This is a genomic window from Streptomyces sp. NPDC007863 (assembly GCF_040633895.1).
In the GTDB taxonomy this organism is placed as follows: Bacteria; Actinomycetota; Actinomycetes; order Streptomycetales; family Streptomycetaceae; genus Streptomyces.
The window spans coordinates 1-20,940 of record NZ_JBEYEI010000029.1 but is presented as its reverse complement, the minus strand read 5'-3'; the positions used below and the strand labels follow the sequence as shown (position 1 = coordinate 20,940).

Here is a 20,940-nt window from a genome sequence, read left to right as displayed (position 1 = left end):
GCTCCGGCTACGCCGGGGAGTCCTGCTCCGCTGGGAACCAGCCCGGCGATCGCGGGGAACAACGAGGCGGCACCGAGCGCTGCTTCATCACGCGGAGCAGGGCCGCGTCACGATGCCACTGGGGACCACCCCTCGCGGAGGCGGGGAGCAGACGTCACACAGGTCCTTCTGTTGGGCTGGCGTTCTAGGAGCCCTCCCCGCGTCGGCATCTGTGCTGGTCAAAGCCGTGAGGACTGGTGCAACCGTAGTCGACAGATGTCGGTCTTCCGCCGATCCGGGTCGGGCCTACATGTCACGGCTGTGAGGCCGCGCGGGTGATGGGGCAGACGACTTCGTCAGCCCTGGCGTGGCGTTCGGATGTTCCGTCCAACGAGGCGAGAAAGTAGGCGGGATTTTCGGCCGGCCCGACCCGGAGTCCTATCGACGTCGGCAGCCAGGCGTGTTTCGCCGCCCGACCCACCCACTCGTCTCGTCCACAGGGGAACGCATCCATGACCGACACCGACACGTCCTTCCGTGGTCTCCGCGCCCTGGTGATCAATTGCACGCTCAAGCGTTCGCCGGAGCGGAGCCATACTCAGGGGCTGATCGACATCAGTAGCGGGATCATGGAGCGCCAGGGCGTCGAGGTCGAGGTGCTGCGAGCGGTGGATCTCGACATCGCGACCGGTGTGTGGCCTGACATGACGGAGCACGGCTGGGAGACCGACGAGTGGCCCGTCATCTACTCGAAGGTGATGGCCGCCGACATCCTGACCCTCGCGGGGCCTGTGTGGCTGGGAGACAACTCCTCGGTCATGAAGAAGGTGGTCGAGCGTCTGTACGCCTGCTCGTCGATCCTCAACGAGCACGGCCAGTACGCCTACTACGGTCGCGTCGGCGGTTGCCTGATCACCGGCAATGAGGACGGCGCCAAGCACTGCGCGATGAACATCCTTTACAGTCTCCAGCACCTCGGATACGTCATTCCGCCGCAGGCCGACGCCGGGTGGGTCGGCGAAGCCGGCCCGGGCCCGTCGTACCTCGATCCCGGCTCCGGCGGTCCCGAGAACGACTTCACGAACCGCAACACGACGTTCATGGCCTGGAACCAGCTCCACCTGGCACGAATGCTCAAGGACAACGGCGGCATCCCCGCCCACGGCAACCAGCGCTCCGAGTGGGACGCCGGCTGCCGCTTCGACTTCGAGAACCCCGAACACCGTTGACTGCGGGCCGAAACGGTCGGAGGTTGGTGGAAGTCAGCTCCTGATCCAGCGGGTCCGTCGCGCGGCGTTGCCCGTGGCAACAGCGGCCCACATACAAGGGTCGTCGTGTCGCACCGTCATGCCCGACTGACCGTTCGCGGCAGGCGGATCCTGATCACACGGGTCCTCGCGGGCCGTCCGGTCGCAGATGGAGGCGGGTCTCACCGACCGTTCCGGTCGGCCCCGAACTCGGGGACGCTGGTCTTACCGACTGTGATCGCGCCGGCGACGCGGGTCCGGGCGGCGCTGATGTCACCGTGCGGCGGGGTCGACAGCGACGTAGGCGAGAGCTCGGTCGAGGACACCCCCTTCCACACCCTCCGCGGCACCTCACCGACAAACCGCCGCCGGACGATAGCCAACTGGTCCGTTCCGCACCGTTGTCGCTGCGGCACACGATCATGGTTCTCCACTTGAGCGTGGAGCAGTGGAGCTCCTGGTTCGCCTCATGCAGCCGCTCGGGACCATCCTCGCTCGGGCGGGGAACAGCGGACCTGGACAATTGGACGAGAATGATCTTGGGGACCGTCCCTGCAGGCCCGAGCTGCCAGCCAGGCCCGGAGACACACACCTGCATGCTCCCCAGTCCGGTCTGGTGACACACCAGGTAGGCGCCGGTGGCGGCGACGGGGGCGGGAGCGACCAATCTGCGGTGCATGCCGGTACGCGCGCGGGGGATGACGGCGGCGCGGATGCCGCGACTCCGAGGTCACCCCCGGATCACGTCGAACCCGTACACCACACCACTGCCTTGGACGCAACCGGCCAGGAGATCCCGATACCCTTCGGAACGCATGGGGTATGCGCATGAGTGCATGTGCAATTCAAGGAGGCCGTTCCGGCCGCCAGAGCAGGGCCTGAAACTGCTGTGCACCTGCCAAGTACCTGTGGTTCGATGCGCTCGAAGATCTACAACGCCCCCTGCGAAAGGGAATCCGTGCGTCTTCTCCGCTTCGCCGCAGCAACTGCGGCGCTCTCCGCGCTTGCCGTCCTTGCTCCCGCCACAGCCTCCGCACTGCCCGCCGAGAAGAAACCTTCCCCTTCCGTCGTCGATGTTCACGACAGCGAGCTGACCGACAAGCAGATACGCGACTTCTGGACCCCCGAGCGCGTGAAGGAGGCACTGCGGAACCCGGCGAAGGCGCCGGCCACACGCGCCGCCCGCAGCCGTACGGCGACAAGTCCGTCTCCGTCACCCGACTTGGCCGCATCGGCTCCCGCCCGAGGGTTCGCCGCCGACGCCGCCCGGTCCGGAGCGAACACAGCCGCGGGGTTGTCCGTCTCGCAGGAGGTTCCGGCCGGGGCCGGAAACAATATCGTGGGGAAACTGATCTACGTCTCGCCCACGGGAGAGCTGACCCATTGCAGTGCGGCATCGATCGTCTCGGCCAACAAGAACACCATCTGGACAGCCGGCCACTGCGTCCACGAAGGTGACGGGTCGGGCGAGGCGGGCTGGAGCAAGTACGTCATGTACTACCCGGGCTACAGCCGCGGTGCGGATCCCGTCGGCGAGTGGACGGCAGCCCGCCTGCATGCGCCGACCGCTTGGACCCAGGATGGGGACGCGTACGAAGCCGACATCGCGGCGGTCGTACTCAACCCGCGCCTGGACGGGAATCTGGAGGACGTTGTCGGGTACGCCTTCGGCTACCTCTTCACGGAGAACCGTACCGACTACGCCGGTGCAGCCGTGATGGGATACCCGGCGGAGGGCTACCAGCGATCCGACCTTGACGGGGAACGCCTGATGTACTGCGCAGGCGACACAACCGACGCGTTTCCCCTGAATCCCTTCGATGACCGGATCAAGCTCGACTGCGACATGGGCAGAGGGGTCAGCGGGGGAGCCTTCGTGTGGGGGCCGCAAAACGATCCGCGCATCGTTGGCGCCGCAAGCCACGTGGCGCTCGACGACGCCGGCCAGCGTGTCAGTGACGACCTGTTCTCGTCTGAACACGGCAGCTACGCCGCGGCGCTGATCAACACCGTGAACAACGAGGGATAATCGATTCACCTCGAGTCGTGGGAGCGACGGGCGCTTCCTGGCCGCGACGCCCGTCGACGATCACCCGTTCTCCGGCACTGCCGGCGGCCTCTCCAAGACGGTATGCTTGCGCATTTCGGCCCACATCGCCTCGAAGATCTCGTGATCGGTCATCCTGTCGACATCGGCCGGAAGCTTCTTCCCCGACCTCGACAAGGCCACCTGCCACTGGCGAATGTTGTCCTCACGCGTGGGAGCCTCCACCGTGCGCGAATCGACCGTCACAACCGGATCGTTTCCGCTCAGCACAACAACCAGACCGCCGAGCACGACCAGTAGCGCCGCGAGCCCGACGATTCCCCTCCGCGCAACCATGCCGACGAGACTACCCCAGCGCATCAACTTGCCTGCGGAGTAAGGCACTTGACTCCTCGGGCAACCGGAAGACCGTGGATGCCTAGATCCCCACCGGGGCACGTCCACCATCACCCCAAGGACAGCATCGACCCCGCCAGGCCATCCCCGCACGGGAGCAACCCCACTTCTCAAGACCGGCCAGCGGGGCTTTCCCCGTGAGTGAGTTGTGTTCATCCTGAACGTGCAGGTCACGGGGGTGGCGTGGAGGGTGGTCTCGTGCTGGATGAGGATCACCAGCGCCCGGACCAGCCGGGTGGCCCCCTCACGTCGAGGCGGAGTGTGGTCGGCACGCGCCAGTTCTCGAGAGGCGCGAACGCGTGCGCACGCGCCGCCCGTTCCGCGGCGATCAGCTGGTTGACCGGCTTCCTCGCGGCCGCGAGCTACCTGCCCTTGGGCCTCTTGAAGCCTGTGATGACCGCCGGGTCGGCGTCCCGACCGCCACCGTCGCAAAGGCCGACGAGGCCAAGGTCGGCGAGGCCAAGGTCGGCGATCGCGGCCAGGCCCCGCTGCGCGCAGCCCCTCGATCTGCTCCACGAACGTCACCGCGGGGCGACCGGCATCAAGACATTCGGATCTGCGCGCCACGACCTCGATGAAGACCGGGGCGCTGCCGATGGGTGCGTCGGCGAGGTGACGTGCGTATCGGCCCATGCACCCGCCCGACGGCATCGCGTGGGACGGACATCCGGCCGGGAGCGGCTCGCACCCGTGGCGAAGCGTGACCGCTTCCCGCCATCCTCTCGGCCGACTCCACGACCTCACCCGCCGCACGCCGCACGCCGCACGCCGCACGCCGCAGCAATCGTCCCAAATTCCCTGAATTTAACACCTGTTGAATGCCCAGTTCAGCAGTAGCGGCGAGAAGGGAAGCAGCGGTCCCGGAGAACAATCACCCTGATCTTGTGGCCCGTTGAGCGCCTCGATCGCGCGACGGCATGCCGAGCTGCCACCGAGCCGCGGCCAGAGCACACGAAGGTGTCCCCACCGCTCAGCCGGCTTGGGCCCCGTACCCCACCCGATTGCCGCACCCACCTCCGGTCAGCTGGAAAAACCTTTCGGCAGCTACAGTCGTAGCGGCCGAGAACGTGGCCCGAAGTGAGGAGGACGCATGCCCACAGCAGTGCAGGTTCGGCGGACCGGAGGCCCGGAGGTGCTCGAGGTCGCGGAAGTGGCGATCGGCGCGCCGGGCCCGGGTGAGCTCCTGGTCGACGTGGCGGCTGCGGGTGTGAACTACATCGACACCTACCAACGGGCTGGGCTTTACCCGGTCCCGCTGCCGTACACCCTTGGCCTGGAGGGCGCCGGGACGGTCGTCGCGGTCGGCCCGGACGTGCGCGGTTTCGACGAGGGGGACCGGGTGGCCTGGCAGGGCGTGCCGGGCGGCTACGCGCAGCGGGCACTGGTGCCGGCCGATTCGGCGGTGCACGTACCGGACGGCGTGACCGACCAGATCGCCGCTGCTGTGCCGTTGCAGGGGATCACCGCGCACTACCTGGTCACATCGACCTATCCGGTCAAGGAGGGCGAAACGATCCTGGTGCACGCGGCGGCCGGTGGGGTCGGGTTGCTGCTGATCCAGCTGGCCAAGGCGCGGGGAGCGCGGGTGATCGGCACGGTGTCGACCGCCGAGAAGGAGGCGCTTGCCCGCGAGGCCGGGGCCGACGAGGTGATCCGTTACGACCAAGTGGATTTCGCCGATGCAACCCGGAAGCTCACCGACGGTGAGGGCGTTCACGTCGTCTACGACGGGGTCGGCAAGTCCACCGTGGACGGAAGCCTGGCAAGCCTGCGCAAGCGAGGCCTGCTGGCGCTGTTCGGCGCCGCGAGCGGTCCAGTGCCGCCGATGGACCCGCAACAGCTGAACAAGGCCGGTTCGGTGTATCTGACCCGCCCGAACAGCGACGACTACGTCCAGACCCGCGCCGAGCTGGAGTGGCGGATGGACGAGCTCTTTGTAGCGATGGTCGACGGCTCCCTCAAGGTACGGATCGGTGCCACCTACCCGCTGACCGACGCGCGGCAGGCCCACGAGGACCTGCAGGCTCGCAAGACCGCCGGGAAGGTGCTGCTCATCCCCTGACCCTCGCTCCAGCGCTTGGCGACGCGAGCTCCTCGCGCGCCAGCCTGTTGTTGGTGTGTCAGCTGTCGCTCCAAGGAATCCAGGCTGGTCAGCGGTGCCGGCGTGGGCGGCGGGTGGGGGTGCTCGTGCTCGTCGGGGGGGGGGCGGGAGTCCGGCGCGTAGATCATCCGACGGGTCGTGGGCGGGTGTTTCCGGTTTCGGCCGCGCCGTAAGCGGCGGGGGCTTCCGGCGATCGCGGAGGGATGCCTGGTCGTTCGGGACCCGCCGGACCGGCTGGACCAGCTCGCGGAGTCGCTGACCACGCCGCTCACCGAGATGGGGGGGCGAGCGTGCGGAGCCGGTGGTCGCGGAGCGGGTGCTGCGGCGGCTGTACGAGCAGGAGGCCGAGGCCACCGCGGCCGAGAGCAGAACGCCGGCCCGAGCACGTGTGGAAGCCGGCCGGTGCTGCGGCGCCTGATGCCGCGGGGCAGGTGATCGTGGACCTGGACGGGTGCTCGTGCCGGCTCACTCCGAGAAGCAGGACGCCACCGCGACCTGGAGGAAGACCTTCGAACACCATCCTCCGATGGCCTTCGTCGACCACGGAAGCGGCGGGTGCGGGGAGCCGGTGGCCGCCCCTGCTCAGGCCGGGCAATGCGGGCAGCAACACCGCCACCGACCACATCGCCACCACCCAACTCGCCCTGGCCCAACTGCCGAAGAAGAACCGGCGCGGACGCCGGACCCTGATCCGCACCGACTCCGGAGGCGGAACCCACGAGTTCGTCGCCTGGCTCGCCCAGCGCGGCCGGTGGCTGTCGTACTCGGTCGGCACGACCATCACCGAGCAGATCCACCAGGCCGTCCTCAAGGTTCCCGCCACGGCCTGGACGGCAGCGATCGAGCCCGGCGGCGAGATCCACGACGGCGCCTGGGTCGCCGAACTGTCCGGCGACCGTCTGACGGGCTGGCCGAAGGGAATGCGGCTGATCGTCCACAAGGAACGGCCCCACCCCGGTGCCCAGTTGCGGATCACCGACGCCGATGGACTGCGGCTGCCTGCTTCGCCACCAACACCACCGTCATGCCGATCGCCGCACTGGAGCTGCGACACCACCATCGGGCGCGGACCGAGGACCGCATCCGGGCCGCGCGGACCACCGGCCTGCGCGAACGGCCCCTGCACGACACCACTCAGAACCGGTGACCATCCCCGCACGGGCGGCGGGCAGGCGTCCCACGTGACACGGGTGGTGAGGCCCAGGGGACCAGCTCTACGGGCGGATCGCGAAGACCGCACACCTGCTGCGCGTGGTCGATCCGACGTGCGACACCTGCCGCCGTCAGATGAACCGGCGGCTCACCGTGCAGGAGTCCCGCAACAAGCTCGCGCGGGACGTGTGCCGCGGCAAGCGCGGCATCATCCACCAGGCGTACCGCGACGGGATGGAGGACCAGCTGGGCGCTCGGCCTGGTCCTCAACGCCATCGCGCTCTGGACGACCCGCCACATCGACGCCGACCGCCGGCGCCCTGCGTCCGCTGCGCGCCCCGGACGCACCGGACGCACCGGAGCTGGACGAGAACGTCGAGGGAGAAAGCTCCTGACGCCTATGCGCTGGTCATCCCGTGACTTCTGCGGCAACGCCTGGCTGCGGCCGGGTCCGCATGCCCCAGCGGGCAAGAGACGGGCCGACAGCGCCCAGTGCCGCGAAGAACACCGCCAACAGCATCCAGCCTGTCGTGCCGAGTCCGAGCACCACCGTGGTGAGGATCGCGGGGGCAAGAGCCTGGCCCGCGCTGAAGCCGAGCCCGAGGACACCTTGGTACTGGCCCTGGGCATGGTCGGGGGCCAGACCGAAACCCAGGGCGAAGCACGCCGAGGACTCCCAGACCTCTCCCAGGCTATGGACGAAGATCGCAGCCAGGACCAGTCCTACTGCGGCCCAGACCGGGGTGTACGCAGCCAGCGCCATCACCGGACAACTGACGAGGAAGAGCAGCCCCGCTGTGCGAAACGCCCTGCCGCCATCGTGCGGGGTCTCGATACGCGAGCCGATCCTGGTTTGCATCAGTATGCAGAAGAGAGAGTTGACGGCGAAGAGCGCGGCCACCGTCCAGCGTGGCGCTTCGGTGTGCTCAGAGATCCAGATCGGCAGGAGCAGCGAGACCACCGGATACTGCAGTCCCATGGCCCCGTAGAGGGCGGTGAACGCCAGGAAGGGTCGGTCCCCGAAGACCAGCCAGCGCCGCTGCTGCGGCGGCGCCGGCAGGATCGGATAGCGGGGCAGCAGGAGCAGGAGCACCGCGCACAGGGCGAAGCTCGCCGCGTTTCCGAGGATCAGCGTGACGTAGGCGCTGCGGGTGTTCGCGGCCAGCGCCAGTCCCGCCCCCACCGTTCCCAGGACGACGCCCAGGTTGACGAACGTGCGCAGCCTGGCACGGAAGAGGGCCGGGCGCTCACCCCCGACCCTGACCACCAGTGCGCCCCACGCTGCCCCGCCGGCCGCCGCGGCGATCTGGTCGACCGTCGCGATGACCGTCAGCGCTGCCCAGCTCTCGACGAGGACGAGGGCCGCCATCGACACTGCCTGGACCGTGAGAGCCGACATCATGATCATGCGCCCTCCTCGCCGGTCGGCGAGATGCCCGCCTGGTATCCCCGCACACAGGCCGATCACTCCGGCGATGGTGAGCGCGGCGCCGACCTGCACTGCGGGCAGGCCCACGACCAAGGTGAAGTAGAGCGCCGACGCCGCGTTGAACAGACCGTTACCCACACGGTTGACGAAGCTGGCGGCAATCAGCACACGCTCCGGCCCGTTGTCCCCCGCTAAGCGGCCTATCCGGCCTGCCACGCCACCCTTGCTCATGGACGGCAGGCTAACAGTGGTCGCTGATACAGCAGTTGCCGCACAGAGAGCCGGTGGTTGACCGCGCCGCGGGCCCGGACGAGGCAGGTTCCACGCCCGAGCGTCCCGTCGTCGAACGATCCCCACGGGCGGGAATCCCTGCATGCGCGAAACCGAGTCGCTTCAGTCGCCGGAGCCAACCTGGCGCGTACAGGGCACGGTCGTACATGAGGCACACATCGATGGCCCACCGTCGGCTGCGCGGCGAACCGCCCCCCGTGGTCACGGACGGCAGCATCCGGGGCGACCTGCACACTCACAGCGACCTCACCAACGGCCTCGCCCCGCTGGAGGAGATGGTGGCGGGGGCCGCCGCGCGGGGATACGCCTATCCTGGCCCAGCGCGAGCGGGTACGGCCGCTGGACGGCGAGCACCGCGGGCTGCGGCTCCTGCACGGCATCGAGGTGGACATCGGCCCGGACGGGAGCGTCGACTGGCCCGACGCGTTCCTCCAGGGGTTCCACCTGGGCATGGACTCGGTGCACTCCCACTGCGGCCTCGGCCGGGACGCGATGACCCGCCGGGTCGTACGCGCCTGTGAGAACCGCCGTGTCCACATCATCGGCCACCCCCACCACCCGCCTGATCGGCAGGCCGCTGGGCATCGACGTGGACCTCGACGAGGCGTTCGCGGCGTACGCGCGCACCGGCATCGCCCTGGAGACCAACGCGCAGCCGGACCGCCTCGACCTGGGCGACGAGGACGTCCTCCGGGCCGGAAGCCACGGGCGGGGCTCGCCGTCGGCACGGGCGTCCGCTCCGCGGGCCAGCGCCGCCTCGTACAGCGCGACCGTCTCCGGCGCGGCTCCCCCGACCCGGAACGACCGGCGTCGGCCGTTCACAGGCCCCTCGCACGCCATCGTCGACCGGGTCAGTTCCACGCGGACCGGCACCTCGCCCCGGCGTCGAGCCGGTACACGACGTCGTCCAGCAGGGCGACCAGCAGGTCCTCGTTCCGATCCGTCCGCACGACGACCTCCCTGCGGTGCACACCCTCCGTCCCCGCCAGGTCCAGGAAACCGCTCGCAGACCCCCGCACCACGCGCACCACACACTCCTCGCACGTCGGCGCCCACGCCTCGACCCGCAGATCCGCCGTGTGGGGCACACTGCGATGTCCACCGCTTCCTGCGGCACTCGACGGCCGCTCCACGCCCGGCCCTCCTCCGCGTTCCGGACCGCGCGCCCCCACGTTCACCGTACGCCGGGGACGACGGCGGTGGTCCTGTCGGCGGCGGGCGCTTGGCAACGGCGCCTGCCGGCCCCGGGCCGCGCCCGCAGGTGCGGGAGTCAGCCGAAGATGGCGTGAGGTTCGCCGACGAACCAGGTGTTGTCGATGACGAGCCGGCGGATGACCCAGCGGTCGCCGTCGCGGACCAGCTCGACGTCGTAGGGGTTCTTCAGCAGCGCGTGCCGAGTGCGCTCGGCGATGAGCAGGTGCTGGGCCTCCACCAGGGCGGTGAGACGGGCGGTGTCGCCGTCGACGCTGATCCGCACGTTGGTGACCTGGTGGGTGGTGTCCACACGGCCGGTGAACATGGCCAGGATCGTGCCGACGATGGTGTCGCGTCCGGACATCAGCGGGGGCTCGGCGCCCCACTTGGCGGCGGCCGGACGGAAGTCCAGCTCCGCGTCGACGGCGAAGGCCGAGGCGAACAGTTCCTGGTCCTTGAGGTCTTGGCCAAGGCCGAAGCGGTAGAGCGCGTCGGTGATCTCCGCCCGGTCCCTGAGTTCGGCGACCGCCGCGGCGCTGTCGTGTCCGGGGGCGGCCAGGGCGCGGTCACGGGTGACGTACATGATGATCTCCAGTGCAGGTCAGGGGGAGGTTCCGATGTCTTCGACTCTTCGATCCTGCCGGGGACCCAAGGGGGTATCTACGCGCACCTGCACAACGATCGTTAAGCTCCGGTTGACGATCGCGGGGAGGAGAGCGGGGATGTTGGAGCGGTACGAACTGGAGGCGTTCCTGACGCTCGCCGAGGAGCTGCACTTCGGCCGTACCGCCGAGCGGCTGCACGTGTCCACGGCCCGGATCAGCCAGACGATCGCCAAGCTGGAGCGCCGCATCGGCGTGCCGCTGTTCCACCGCACCAGCCGCAGGGTGGAACTCTCGCCGGTGGGACGGCAGTTGTACGAGGAGATACGACCTGCCTGGGATCGGATCACCGACGCGTTCGGGCACGCCGTCCAGGCCGGACGAGGCCTCACCGGGGTGCTGCGGGTCGCCTTCACCGGGCCGGCCGCGGGCCAGCTGCTGGTCGGGGCCGCCCAGGCTTTCCGCACGCGGCACCCCGACTGCGACGTCCAGATCCGTGAATCACGCCTGCCGGACGTCCTGCCCTGGTTGCGCGGAGGGGAGGTGGACCTCGCGCTGACCTGCCACCCGATACGGGAGAACGGCATCGCCACGGGACCGGTCCTCGTGCGCGAAGCACGCATGCTCGCCGTACCGGCGGACCACCCCTTCGCCCGCCGAACCACCGTCTCCATGGAGGACCTCGCCCGCGAGACCGTGCTCCAGATCCCCGCGTCGCCGCCGGACTCCCCGCGCGACGACCGCGCGCCCCGCCCGACCCCCGCCGGACGGTCCGTCACCTTCGGCCCGTCGGCCATGACCTTCACCGAACTGCTGACCCTCGTCGGCGCGGGAGAGGGCGTCGCCGTGGTCGGCGCCCACGCCAGACGCTACTTCGCCCGCCCCGACGTCACGTACGTACCCCTCGCGGATGCCCCACCGGTGGAATGGAGCCTGTTCTGGCCGACCGGAGGCGCCACCGCCCGCGTCCGCGCCTTCAGCGAGACCGCACTCGACCTGGTGCAGGAGCCGCGACCCACCTCCTAGACAGGGCCCTTCCCGCGAACAGGGCGCAGAGGCAGAGAACGGTGCGGGTGGCGCGTGCGCGGGGGCCGTTCCCGCTCGTACGAGCAACAGCACCGGAGCCCCAAACGCGGCTACCGCACAGGGGCCACGCCCGCACGGGCGCAGGAAACAGCCCCGGCTGCCCAGACCAGCAGCAGGACCGTCCAGAGACCCAGGGCGAAGAGTCGCCGGGCGGGACGCCCTCGGGCGGCGCCACGGCGAAGCCCGGCACATCCCTCGCGGACAGCACCTCCGTGAGGTCGGACTCGGTCAACGGCTGCCTCGGTGGCACAGAGGAGCGGCCGCCGGCGGTGGCACCCAGCGCCCAGCACCTGGTCAGGCTTCGCCGCGCCGGGCCCAGGTCCCTCTTCCACCCGCCGTCATCAGCGTGTTGACGATGTGCGTCCGGTTGCGGCCGCCCCGAAGCAGCCGCTCGGCCGCCAGGCCGAACGCCAGCGCAGGTCCCACGAGACCGAGGGTCTCGCCGGTGCCGAGCGCCAGCCCCGCGCCGGCGAGCCCGAGGCCTGTCTCGGCCGCGGCCCAGGCGAGCCGCCCGGGCCGTTCTCCGGAGGCCGGCAGCTTCCGCCGGACGGCCCGGAGCAGTGCGGGGAGCGCGTCGTCGGCCGCCGCCGCGTCCCCGGCGCGCAGCGCCGCCTGGAAAGCGTCGCGCCGACGGGTCACGACCTCGTCCTGAAGGATCTTCGCGATGTCCTGCCAGCCCAGTTCGGCGACCGCCGCCAGGTTGCCCGGGGCCATCCCGTGTTCCGCGGGGGTTGTGGCCCCGGGGCCGGCGGGCTCGAAGAGCGCGTCCGTCGGGCGCCCGAGGTAGAGCCCGATGTCGGCCGCTTTCGGGAGCGACCGCGGGGACGCCCCGTCGGTACCCAGCGTCCGCTGCACCGCCGCGTTCCAGGCCTGCGTCGCGGTGTTCCACATCGCCGTCCGGTGTGGCGGGTCCGTCGCGTCGAGCTGGGCGAAGAGCGCGGACCTGCGGTGCCGGTCCGACGGCTCCACGTGCTCGTCGAGGTAGGCCAGGGTGCGTTCCACGAGGGCGTAGTCGTGGCCGGGGAGCCCCGGCAGCTCCGCCACCTCCTCCAACACGTCGTGGTACGAGCAGGGGCGCGTCACGGCGCTCGTGCCCAGCGGCACTCCCGCCTCGCGCGAGAAGTGATGCAGTGTCCAAGCCACGGCCTCCAGCCTGCGCCGGATCGCCCCGCCCTCCTCGTACCGTGTGCCCAGCGCGGTACCCCGCGCGAACAGCAGCCCGGGATTCGCCTCCCCGCGCTCCAAAACGGCTTCGGACAGCCTGACCAGGGGCTCCGCCGTGTCGAACGAAGACGAGAGCCAGCCGGGCTCCAGGGCGCGGTGCAGGCCGGTGGTGACCAGGGCGAAGGGGGCGCTGCCGGCCGGAGCGGCGGTGGTGCAGCGCAGGAACGACGGGCAGCCGCGCACGAAGGACCGGAAGTCCTCCGTCTCGAACAGCGCCTGTATCGCATGGCTGTCGATGAGCTGCACGTCGCTCAGCACCACCGTATGCCCCAACAGGGCCTGGATCTTCAGCATGACGGCCAATGACGCGTCCTGCGGACCCCACCCGGACACGCGCAGATGCTCACCATCAAGCCAGTGGGCATAGATCTCCATGGTTCCCCCTCCCCCGCCGAGCGAGGGGCTCCCCCCTCGGCAGCAGACCCTACGGCGAGGAAGCCAACTTCGCTAAGCGTCCGGCTGGTTGAGGCCCGGCAGCACACCCCGACCTGCCCTCAACCGACACCACTTCGTCCACGAGAACGGGTACTGAGACTTCTGTGAGGCTGCGCGGACCGGGCTTGCTCCTTTCTCCGGGTCTACGTACGAAGCCACCCTGGCCACCATCCTCGACACAACGCCATCCCCGCGCGCGCGGCGAGCAAGGGTCGCCCATCGAGAGAGACCATCCCAGCACGCGCGGGAAGCAGAGCTCGACGGCGCACGCGACTGTCGGCGTCGCGGGACCATCCCCACGGGCGCGGGGAGCAGTTGTAGTCGCGGATGCAGCGCATGGCCACGCCGGGATCATCCCCGCACGGGCGGGAAGCGGTACTCCTGTCCGGTACTTTTACCCGACGCCGGTGTCCTCTCGGACCACATTCACCGAAACGGACACCCCCCGAGGGCGCAGGACGGCCTTACGGAGGCGAAGAGCGTGGTGAGTGCCTCTCAGGGCACCACCAGGGGAGCGGCCTGAAAGCTTCCCATTCTCCCGACACCAGCCGGCCCCCAAGTCGCCCCCAGCCTCGATCAGAGCCGACGCAGTCGTCCGGTCTCTTCGCGTCGGACGTTGTCGGGAAGTGCCGTGGCTGCGGTCAGCAGGGTGCGGGCGTGACGGCGCGCCGGTTCGTCCTCCCACGGGGTGGTGGGGGTGTGCTCGGTGCTGCGACGGGTCAGCTCCGGCCAGACGGTGGCGTCGAGGAGGGTGGTGGCGAACCGGCCGGCGCCGGCGAGCGCGCGGGGCGGCAAGCCGGCGTCGAGCGCGGCCTTCCACCACGCGGCCGCCAGCTCTAGGGCGAGCAGCGGCTCGTTACTCGGAGCCGCCTCGGCACGGGGACGTTGTGGGGTGGCGGGTCAACTCGTCGTCCGGACAGCCGAACCCGGCACCACCAGCCACGACGGCCTCACCTTCCTGGCCTCATGGGTGACCCAGCACCCTCCCGGCACCGCGGCGTTCGCCCGGCGCCGGAGCACGGTGGGGAGCATGTCGTCGGCGCCGACCGGGGGCGGCCGCCGTGCTTGCCCTTGCGGGCCGCGGTGTCGAGCCCTTCGAGGGTGGGGCTCCCGGATGCTCTCCGGCTCGATCCCCACCATCGCGGCGAAGAACGCGATGCCGACGCATCCGCGAGGGCCCGGCTGTGGCACCGGACCCCGTTCGAACTTCTCAATCGGATTCTTCGGGGCAGCGTGTCACCACGCTGTCCCGGCAGTCGCGGAACGTGCGGGACGGACTCGCCGTCCTGGCCGGACATCGAACATCTCGGCCGGGAGCCAGCCCGCCCGCACGGCCTTTTCGGGACCGCTCGGGCTTCAGCCCTGTGAATTCGGTTTCCAGTCCTGGACGAGGAGCCCGAGGAGTACCTCGTCCAGGAACTCGCCCAGCACCCACGCCGAGGAGCGCAGTACGCCCTCGCGGACGAAACCGTTGCGTTCGGCGGAGCGCAGCATGGCGTGGTTGTCCGCCAGTGTCTCGATCTGCAGCCGCTGCAGGCCGCGGACCACGAAACCGTAGTAGCAGAGCGTCGCGACAACGTCTGTGCCGTAGCCCTTGCCGCGTGCCGCCGGCAGCAGCCCGAGTCCGATGTGAGCGGACCGGTGGTGGTTGTCGATTCCCCACAGCGTTGCGGTGCCGGCCAGGGCGCCTCCCTCCAGCTCCACCACGGAGAACGCGACGCTGCCTTGCGCCGTGTCGTCCACCACGAGCCGCGGGTCCTTCGAACCGGGTGAGATCGGCCGCCACGGCCCGGCCTCGGCACGCGCGGAGCCGACCACGTCGTCATAGAGCTCGGTCCGCAGGGTGGGGATGTCGTCCTCGTGCCGGGCCCTCAGCCCGATCTTGCTGCCCTTTAGCATGTGGGCTTCTTATCCGACGTGCCTCGCCTACGACAAACGAATATGCGGACAGACCGAGTTGACGCGGGCGCGGCGGCAGCAGACAGCCGGCCTGCGGCGGCGGCCCCAGCCAGCCCACGAGCCCGGCAACGTCCTCCAGCGTCCCGCCAGTTGCGGACATGGCGAAGAAGCCCGTCGCCTTGTGCTCCCCGCGTGAGCGGGGGTGGTCCGAGGCCGAAGCCGGCCGGACCTCCTGCACCGCCGGCGGTCCTTTCCTTCCTGCGGAGGTGATTGGAGTACCGCCGGCCGAGTTGTTCAAGTGGCCACCCCGCCGGACGACGGTGGCGATCTGGGGCCTCTCCGGCCTGGTCGGCTACGTCTCGCTGACGGTCAGGGCCCAGGAGCGCCCGCCAGGCTCGTCGAGCCGGACGTGCTGCTTTCGTCCCTCGGCACTCACTCCGTATCGGTCTGGGCCGGGCAACGCAGCGTCGGTGAACACGTCGTAGGCCTCCTCCCTCAGTGCCCAGGGAGAGCGCAGGCCCGCTTCCCGTACGGAACCGTCAGCGGCCAGTGAGGCGATGGATCCGCCCGGCGCCCAGACCCGCGAGCAATGCTCAAGACCTGTGGATCGGCCTCGGGTTGGCACGCGAAGGGCGTACCTTCCCGAATGATCCTGTGCTGGTCATCGAGTAGGCCGACGTTCGCTGCGTCGGTCAGGAAGGCACGCCCGTGCTCACGGTAGTCAACGAAGACGGAACGACGCCACATGGCTCCCTGATTGACGAGATCGTCCGCGAGGGCGCGAGGCGGATGCTGGCCGCCGCTCTGGAGGCGGACGTAAACGCCTACATATCCGAGTTGGCCGATCAGAGGGACGACTCCGGCCGCCGTCTGGTCGTGCGCAACGGCTTCCACCAGCCGCGGAAGGTGACGACTGCGGCCGGGGCGATCGAAGTGAAGGCCCCGCGGGTCAACGACAGGCGTGTCGACGAGGCCACCGGTGAGCGCAAGCGGTTCTCCTCGGCGATTCTGCCACCCTGGGCCCGTAAATCCCCGAAGATCAGCGAGGTACTGCCGCTGCTCTACCTGCACGGCCTGTCGTCCGGTGACTTCATGCCCGCGCTGGAACAGTTCCTCGGCTCCTCCGCCGGCCTCTCGCCCGCGACAATCACGCGGCTGACCGTGCAGTGGCAGGGCGACCACAAGACGTTCATGGATCGCGACCTGTCCGCCACGGACTACGTCTATGTCTGGGCTGATGGCGTTCACCTGCGCATTCGCCTGGAGGAGGCGAAGGCCGCCGTCCTGGTCATGGTCGGCGTGCGGGCGGACGGCAGCAAGGAACTGATCGCGATGACCGACGGCTACCGCGAATCGTCCGAGGCATGGGCGGGACTGATGCGGGACTGTGCCCGCCGGGGCATGCGGGCCCCCGTCCTGGCCGTCGGCGACGGAGCACTCGGCTTCTGGAATGCGTTGAACGAGGTGTTCCCCGAGACCCGCCACCAGCGGTGCTGGGTGCACAAGACCGCGAACGTGCTCGACGCGCTGCCGAAGTCGGCCCAACCCGCGGCCAAGCGCGCGATCCAGGAGATCTACAACGCCGAGGACAAGGAGCATGCGGCCAAGGCCATCGCCGCGTTCGCCAAGCAGTACGGGGCGAAGTACCCCAAGGTCGTCAAGCGGCTCACGGACGACGAGGAGGAACTGCTGGCGTTCTTCGACTTCCCCGCCGAGCACTGGATCCACCTGCGGACCACCAACCCCATCGAGTCGACCTTCGCCACCGTGCGCCTTCGGACCAAGGTCACCAAGGGCGCCGGCAGCCGGGCCGCCGCCCTCGCCATGCTCTTCAAGCTCATCGAGGCAGCCCAGGAACGCTGGCGGGCCGTGAACGCACCCCACCTCGTCGCCCGGGTCCGGGCCGGCGCCCGCTTCGAACGCGGCCACCTCGTCGAACACCCCGGAACTCGCGCGGCCTGACACCCCTCAACCGGTCCTGTGTCAGTACCGACGTTTAGGGTTCGGCAACATGCGTAAGTCGGGAGGGGCAGTCATGTCTGAGGATCCGATCGACATGATCCGCCTGGAGGGTGACGGCAATAGCGTCATTCTCCGGATCACGGGGGCAGAGAGGAGGAAGCGTTCCAGCAAGCCCGATGTCCTGGTCGGAGAGTTCCTGGTCGATACGCCCTTCGTCCGTGGGACCCTCAAGACCTGGATCTTCCCCGAGGACCTGCGGGAGTGGCAGCAAGCCCTGGACTCGCTCGACGCGGGGCAGGACATTTCCTGGCGCGAGGGGCACAGCGCTCCGTGGCTGTTCATTGAACTCGACGAGGACGATGACCGGTGCCGGGTCACGATCAAGGACCTCTCCATGTCGCTGACGACGGTGATGGTTGCCGTCCCACTGGTCGATGCCTGGTTCGACGACGCATACCGACGCCTTGAGTCGGTATGGGAGACCTGGCAGATGCCCGACGACTGAACCGTGGTCAACGAACGGCGATTGCCAGCCCCATTGGGTGAGAGGCTCGCCATGGCTTGATCGACCCACAGGTCTTGACTATTGCTCCAGACCCGCGCCGCCTCAGGCTTCCCGTCCTGGGTGAGGTCGTACTGCCGCAGGAGGTCAGCGTGCCCTCCACGGGGCTGAGTTGAGGACAATCCCCACCTACGCGGGGAGCCGAGCGGTGTCGCAGGGTGCGCATCGATCGAGTCGGGACCATCCCCGCAGAAGCAGGGAGCGATGGAGCGCAAAGCTCATGGGTCGCGCAGGCTCGGGGTCCGAGCTCACACATACGCAGAGCCTCGATGCTCGTCTGCCGTGACGCTGAAACGTCAATCATCTCCCCCAACAGGATTGATCCCCCAGGCACCCGGATGTGTCAGTGCACAGCGCTAGGTTCTGCCCGTGGTGCGTAGACGTGAGATATGCGAATTCGACGACGACTACTGGTGCGAGGTCTGCGAGGATCCCATCGACTACGACGAGAAGGGACGGGTCAAAGGTCATTGCCGCAGGTGCAGCGTGTCCGTCCGGCAGGCCCGGAGGCATGGGATGACGCTGTGGAAGATGAACGCCATCCTCCGCGTCCAGAACGACGAGTGCGCCCTATGCGGTGAGCACCCGGGCGACGGAGGCATGGAGGGCGTGTCATACTGGCAGATCGACCATGACCACAGTTGCTGCGACGGCCCGCGTTCGTGTGGCCGATGTGTCCGAGGGTTGCTGTGCAAGGCGTGCAATCTCTACGGGATCTCCTGGTACGAGCGCCTGCCTGATGAGCGCCGGGACTGGACCCGTTTGAACGCGTACCTCGCTGATCCGCCGGCCCGTCGGCCAGAGGCAGCGGTGAGCACGTGGGGCGACGTGACAGGCATCCGCGCCCGGGACGGGTCGTTCGCCGGCTGGCGTTCTGACGCACCGCTCTGAGAGGTCCCGACAGAAGCTGTTGATCCTATGGCTGTCGGGTTGGCGGCTCGTTGCTCCGTTCGTGGCGCAGAGGAACTCCCGGCCGTGGGTCGTCTCGGATGAACTGTGGTCGCTGGTCGAGCCGTTGTTGCCGGTCCCGGCGCCGAAGCTGGTGTCGGGACGGCCTCGGGTTCCTGACCGGCAGGCTCGGTGCGGGATCCTGTTCGTGCTCCACACGGGCATCCAGTGCGAGTACTTGCCCCAGGAGCTCGGCTTCGGGTCCGGAATGACGTGCAAGCGGCGTCTGGCCGTCTGGAACGAGGCCGGAATCCGGATCCGGCTTCCCGACGGTGAACTCACCGAGATCCCCTGGATCCGCTGCGACCACATCCACCGGCCCTTCGACGAGCGCACCTGGCAGCGCATCAGATCCCTTACCCTGCACGGCAACCACGGCGAGGCCGAGCAGTACGAAGCCGACCTCGCCGACGCCCTCTACCAGCTCGTGCGCCACGTGCACAACGGCCACGCCATAAAAAGCGAACAGGCCCTACCCGCCCGCACCGCCCACGTCCCACCGGCATGACGACGATGTCACCGAAGCACCCACCGGCAGCCCGGCGCCCGAGGACGAGGACGAGGACGAGAACCCGGCGGCTGCCCACCCCGCAGTGCGGAGGAACGCCTCGCCCACCCCTCCGCGTTCGTCACCATCCGCACGCCCGTCATCAGCACTCTCGCTACCCAGGTCCGCACCCTGATGGTCCTCGGCCGCCACCAGCAGGCCACCGCACGGCCCTCTCTGATCGTCACCGGGCCCGCCGCAGCGGGGACAACGACCGCCGTCCTTCACATCGGCCGCACCCGCCACCTCGCCCACACCCGCAACCCCACACCACCCGGTGTCAGCCCGCACCGCGGTACCCGTCGCGTACGTCCTCGTCCCGCCCGGCGCCACCGCGAAAGCCCTCATCACCGGATTCGCCCGCCACCTCGGACGCCCCCAAACACCCCTGTTCACCACCACCCCCAGCCCACCCACCCCGACCACTCCACCCAAACCACGAACCCCGCCTCTCAACAACCCACAACACACCAGGTCAGCCACACCCCGCACACCGACAACCCCCTCCCGGCATCAGCCACACCCTGCGCGAGCGGGGAGCAGAGGGCGGGCGACGTCATCGGGCACTCCACACCCGGGCCATCCCCGCAGGCGCGGGGAGCGGGTGCCTCCCCACCACTGCACCGGGTGGGGTCGGGACCAGCCCCGCACGTACGGGGAGTTACCCGGCTGGCCGCACACACTGGGGCTGGTGGGCTGTTCGTCTCCCAGGATCCGTTTCCGTACCGAGAGGCTCACTCGGCGGCCGAACGAGGGTTCCCGGTCGGGTGGCCTTCCCTCGCCACTGAGCCGGAGATCCCCGTCCTCGACGTGCCGCCTTCCCACCTGGACCCGGCCTCGTGTCGCAAGTTCGTCAACAGCGCGCGCTCCCCGGACGTCACCGCTGACTATGGTCCGACCGGCTGGATGTGCCGGTGGTTCGCGCCGGGGTGCTCCGCGCGGCGGCGGAGTCGCGGTTATGAAGGGAATCGAACGGATTCGGATGAAAGTTCGCCATCCGGTCATTCCCGAACACCAACCTCAGGAGTCGCAAGATGCGCCCCATCAGAGCGGCCGGCCTCGGCACGGCCACGCTGGTCACCCTCCTCGCCTTCACCCCCGTCGCGGCCAGCGCGACGGACGCCGGCTCCGCCCAGGCCAGTGGTAAGACCCGGACCCTTACCTTTCTCGCCGAGGCGCAGCAGATGACCCGCTTCCCCGTCACCCCCGGCACTGTCTCGCAGGGCGATCGGGTCGTCGTCCGCTCGGACCTCTTCGACGAGGCGCACAACAAGGTCGGCGAGACCCACGGCACCTGCACCACCACCCGGGGCGGCACCGATGAAGCAGAGCAGTGCCTCGTGACCTACGTCCTCCCGGACGGCCAGCTCACCACGCAGGGGGTGTACTTCAACTACATCGACCAGGGTCCCTTCGACTCCGCGATCACCGGCGGCACCGGGAAGTACGAGAAGGCGCGCGGCTCGGTCCACTCCGAGACGATCTCCACGGACCCGAAGGTCGTGAGGCGCTTCACGATCCACCTCGCCTGACGGACCCCGACGTCCACCTGGCCCCGGAATCCGGCCTTCTCCCCTCGCGTCGCGCTTTGGGAGACGGTCGCACGAAAGTGACTGCGGGTCAGGGGGACGTCCAGGGCTGCTCACCTCTCAGCAGCTGTTGTCGTTTCGATCTTGAGGGGTGGGCTGTGCACGGGAGTCCCGATCGGGCGATCGCGGCTGGCCGCGGGCATGGGAACAGGGCCCCTAGGTTCTGTCGTCAAATGTCAGGCCCACATCAGGAGTGATGCGAGTGTGACTGCTGCCTCGTAGGACTCGGCGGTCTTGTCGTATCGGGTGG

General features: G+C 69.3%; 15 protein-coding genes and 5 pseudogenes. 13 read left to right on the top strand and 7 right to left on the bottom strand.

Translation table 11 applies throughout. The features are described from left to right. The first annotated feature begins 491 nt into the window (after window positions 1-491). From ABZ621_RS33980 to ABZ621_RS33970, 3 genes and pseudogenes are all read left to right on the top strand, one after another. Window positions 492-1,208, top strand: coding sequence for a flavodoxin family protein (locus ABZ621_RS33980; RefSeq protein WP_360610487.1), 717 nt, complete (start codon window positions 492-494; stop codon window positions 1,206-1,208). 105 nt (window positions 1,209-1,313) lie between these two features. Further along, window positions 1,314-1,394 (top strand): annotated as a pseudogene (locus ABZ621_RS33975) (leucine zipper domain-containing protein); the annotation flags it as partial. A 748-nt stretch (window positions 1,395-2,142) separates the two neighbouring features. Beyond that, window positions 2,143-3,255 (top strand): hypothetical protein, encoded by a 1,113-nt coding sequence (locus tag ABZ621_RS33970; protein ID WP_360610485.1) that lies wholly within the window; start codon window positions 2,143-2,145, stop codon window positions 3,253-3,255. A gap of 60 nt (window positions 3,256-3,315) precedes the next feature. On the opposite strand, the gene ABZ621_RS33965 is transcribed toward ABZ621_RS33970, so the two are convergent. Beyond that, window positions 3,316-3,657 (bottom strand): hypothetical protein, encoded by a 342-nt coding sequence (locus ABZ621_RS33965; RefSeq protein WP_360610483.1) that lies wholly within the window; start codon window positions 3,655-3,657, stop codon window positions 3,316-3,318. A gap of 1,102 nt (window positions 3,658-4,759) precedes the next feature. On the opposite strand from ABZ621_RS33965, the gene ABZ621_RS33960 reads away from it, so the two are divergent. The 3 genes and pseudogenes from ABZ621_RS33960 to ABZ621_RS33950 form a co-directional block, all read left to right on the top strand. Beyond that, window positions 4,760-5,731, top strand: coding sequence for a quinone oxidoreductase (locus ABZ621_RS33960; protein ID WP_360610481.1), 972 nt, complete (start codon window positions 4,760-4,762; stop codon window positions 5,729-5,731). A 401-nt stretch (window positions 5,732-6,132) separates the two neighbouring features. Next, window positions 6,133-6,914: pseudogene (locus ABZ621_RS33955) on the top strand (transposase); the annotation flags it as partial. A 71-nt stretch (window positions 6,915-6,985) separates the two neighbouring features. After that, window positions 6,986-7,317: pseudogene (locus tag ABZ621_RS33950) on the top strand (Tn3 family transposase); the annotation flags it as partial. Window positions 7,318-7,331: 14 nt separating this feature from the next. Here ABZ621_RS33950 and ABZ621_RS33945 read toward each other — a convergent pair. Then, window positions 7,332-8,582, bottom strand: a complete 1,251-nt coding sequence (locus ABZ621_RS33945) for an MFS transporter (protein ID WP_360610480.1) — start codon at window positions 8,580-8,582, stop codon at window positions 7,332-7,334. Window positions 8,583-8,818: 236 nt separating this feature from the next. Here ABZ621_RS33945 and ABZ621_RS33940 point away from each other — a divergent pair. Next, a pseudogene (locus tag ABZ621_RS33940) lies at window positions 8,819-9,351 on the top strand (DNA polymerase/3'-5' exonuclease PolX); the annotation flags it as partial. 142 nt (window positions 9,352-9,493) lie between these two features. On the opposite strand, the gene ABZ621_RS33935 reads toward ABZ621_RS33940, so the two are convergent. Both ABZ621_RS33935 and ABZ621_RS33930 read right to left on the bottom strand, forming a co-directional pair. Further along, the gene (locus ABZ621_RS33935) at window positions 9,494-9,673 is read right to left on the bottom strand and encodes a hypothetical protein (protein ID WP_360610579.1); all 180 of its coding nucleotides are present in this window, start codon (window positions 9,671-9,673) and stop codon (window positions 9,494-9,496) included. A gap of 239 nt (window positions 9,674-9,912) precedes the next feature. Beyond that, window positions 9,913-10,419: a nuclear transport factor 2 family protein gene (locus tag ABZ621_RS33930; RefSeq protein ID WP_360610478.1), complete on the bottom strand. Its 507-nt coding sequence runs from the start codon at window positions 10,417-10,419 to the stop codon at window positions 9,913-9,915. Between the two features lie 139 nt (window positions 10,420-10,558). Here ABZ621_RS33930 and ABZ621_RS33925 point away from each other — a divergent pair, with 139 nt between their 5' ends. Then, the gene (locus ABZ621_RS33925) at window positions 10,559-11,464 is read left to right on the top strand and encodes a LysR family transcriptional regulator (RefSeq protein ID WP_360610476.1); all 906 of its coding nucleotides are present in this window, start codon (window positions 10,559-10,561) and stop codon (window positions 11,462-11,464) included. A gap of 354 nt (window positions 11,465-11,818) precedes the next feature. Here the strand turns inward: ABZ621_RS33925 and ABZ621_RS33920 are convergent, their stop codons facing one another. The 3 genes from ABZ621_RS33920 to ABZ621_RS33910 all read right to left on the bottom strand — a co-directional run bounded on the left by ABZ621_RS33920 (window position 11,819) and on the right by ABZ621_RS33910 (window position 15,082). Then, window positions 11,819-13,042, bottom strand: a complete 1,224-nt coding sequence (locus ABZ621_RS33920; RefSeq protein ID WP_360610475.1) for a hypothetical protein — start codon at window positions 13,040-13,042, stop codon at window positions 11,819-11,821. 717 nt (window positions 13,043-13,759) lie between these two features. After that, window positions 13,760-13,978 (bottom strand): hypothetical protein, encoded by a 219-nt coding sequence (locus ABZ621_RS33915; protein ID WP_360610474.1) that lies wholly within the window; start codon window positions 13,976-13,978, stop codon window positions 13,760-13,762. A 561-nt stretch (window positions 13,979-14,539) separates the two neighbouring features. Further along, the gene (locus tag ABZ621_RS33910) at window positions 14,540-15,082 is read right to left on the bottom strand and encodes a GNAT family protein (protein ID WP_360610472.1); all 543 of its coding nucleotides are present in this window, start codon (window positions 15,080-15,082) and stop codon (window positions 14,540-14,542) included. Between the two features lie 708 nt (window positions 15,083-15,790). Here ABZ621_RS33910 and ABZ621_RS33905 point away from each other — a divergent pair. From ABZ621_RS33905 to ABZ621_RS33885, 5 genes and pseudogenes are all read left to right on the top strand, one after another. Continuing rightward, window positions 15,791-17,044, top strand: a complete 1,254-nt coding sequence (locus ABZ621_RS33905) for an IS256 family transposase (RefSeq protein ID WP_360610470.1) — start codon at window positions 15,791-15,793, stop codon at window positions 17,042-17,044. Between the two features lie 73 nt (window positions 17,045-17,117). Next, window positions 17,118-17,549 (top strand): DUF5959 family protein, encoded by a 432-nt coding sequence (locus ABZ621_RS33900; RefSeq protein ID WP_360610468.1) that lies wholly within the window; start codon window positions 17,118-17,120, stop codon window positions 17,547-17,549. A gap of 426 nt (window positions 17,550-17,975) precedes the next feature. Next, a complete protein-coding gene (locus ABZ621_RS33895; protein ID WP_360610466.1) occupies window positions 17,976-18,497 on the top strand; it encodes an endonuclease domain-containing protein in 522 nt (173 codons plus the stop codon). Window positions 18,498-18,558: 61 nt separating this feature from the next. Next, a pseudogene (locus ABZ621_RS33890) lies at window positions 18,559-18,807 on the top strand (transposase); the annotation flags it as partial. Between the two features lie 1,328 nt (window positions 18,808-20,135). Then, complete coding sequence (locus tag ABZ621_RS33885) at window positions 20,136-20,633, top strand: hypothetical protein (RefSeq protein ID WP_360610464.1); 498 nt, start codon at window positions 20,136-20,138, stop codon at window positions 20,631-20,633. The last annotated feature ends 307 nt before the right edge of the window (window positions 20,634-20,940 follow it).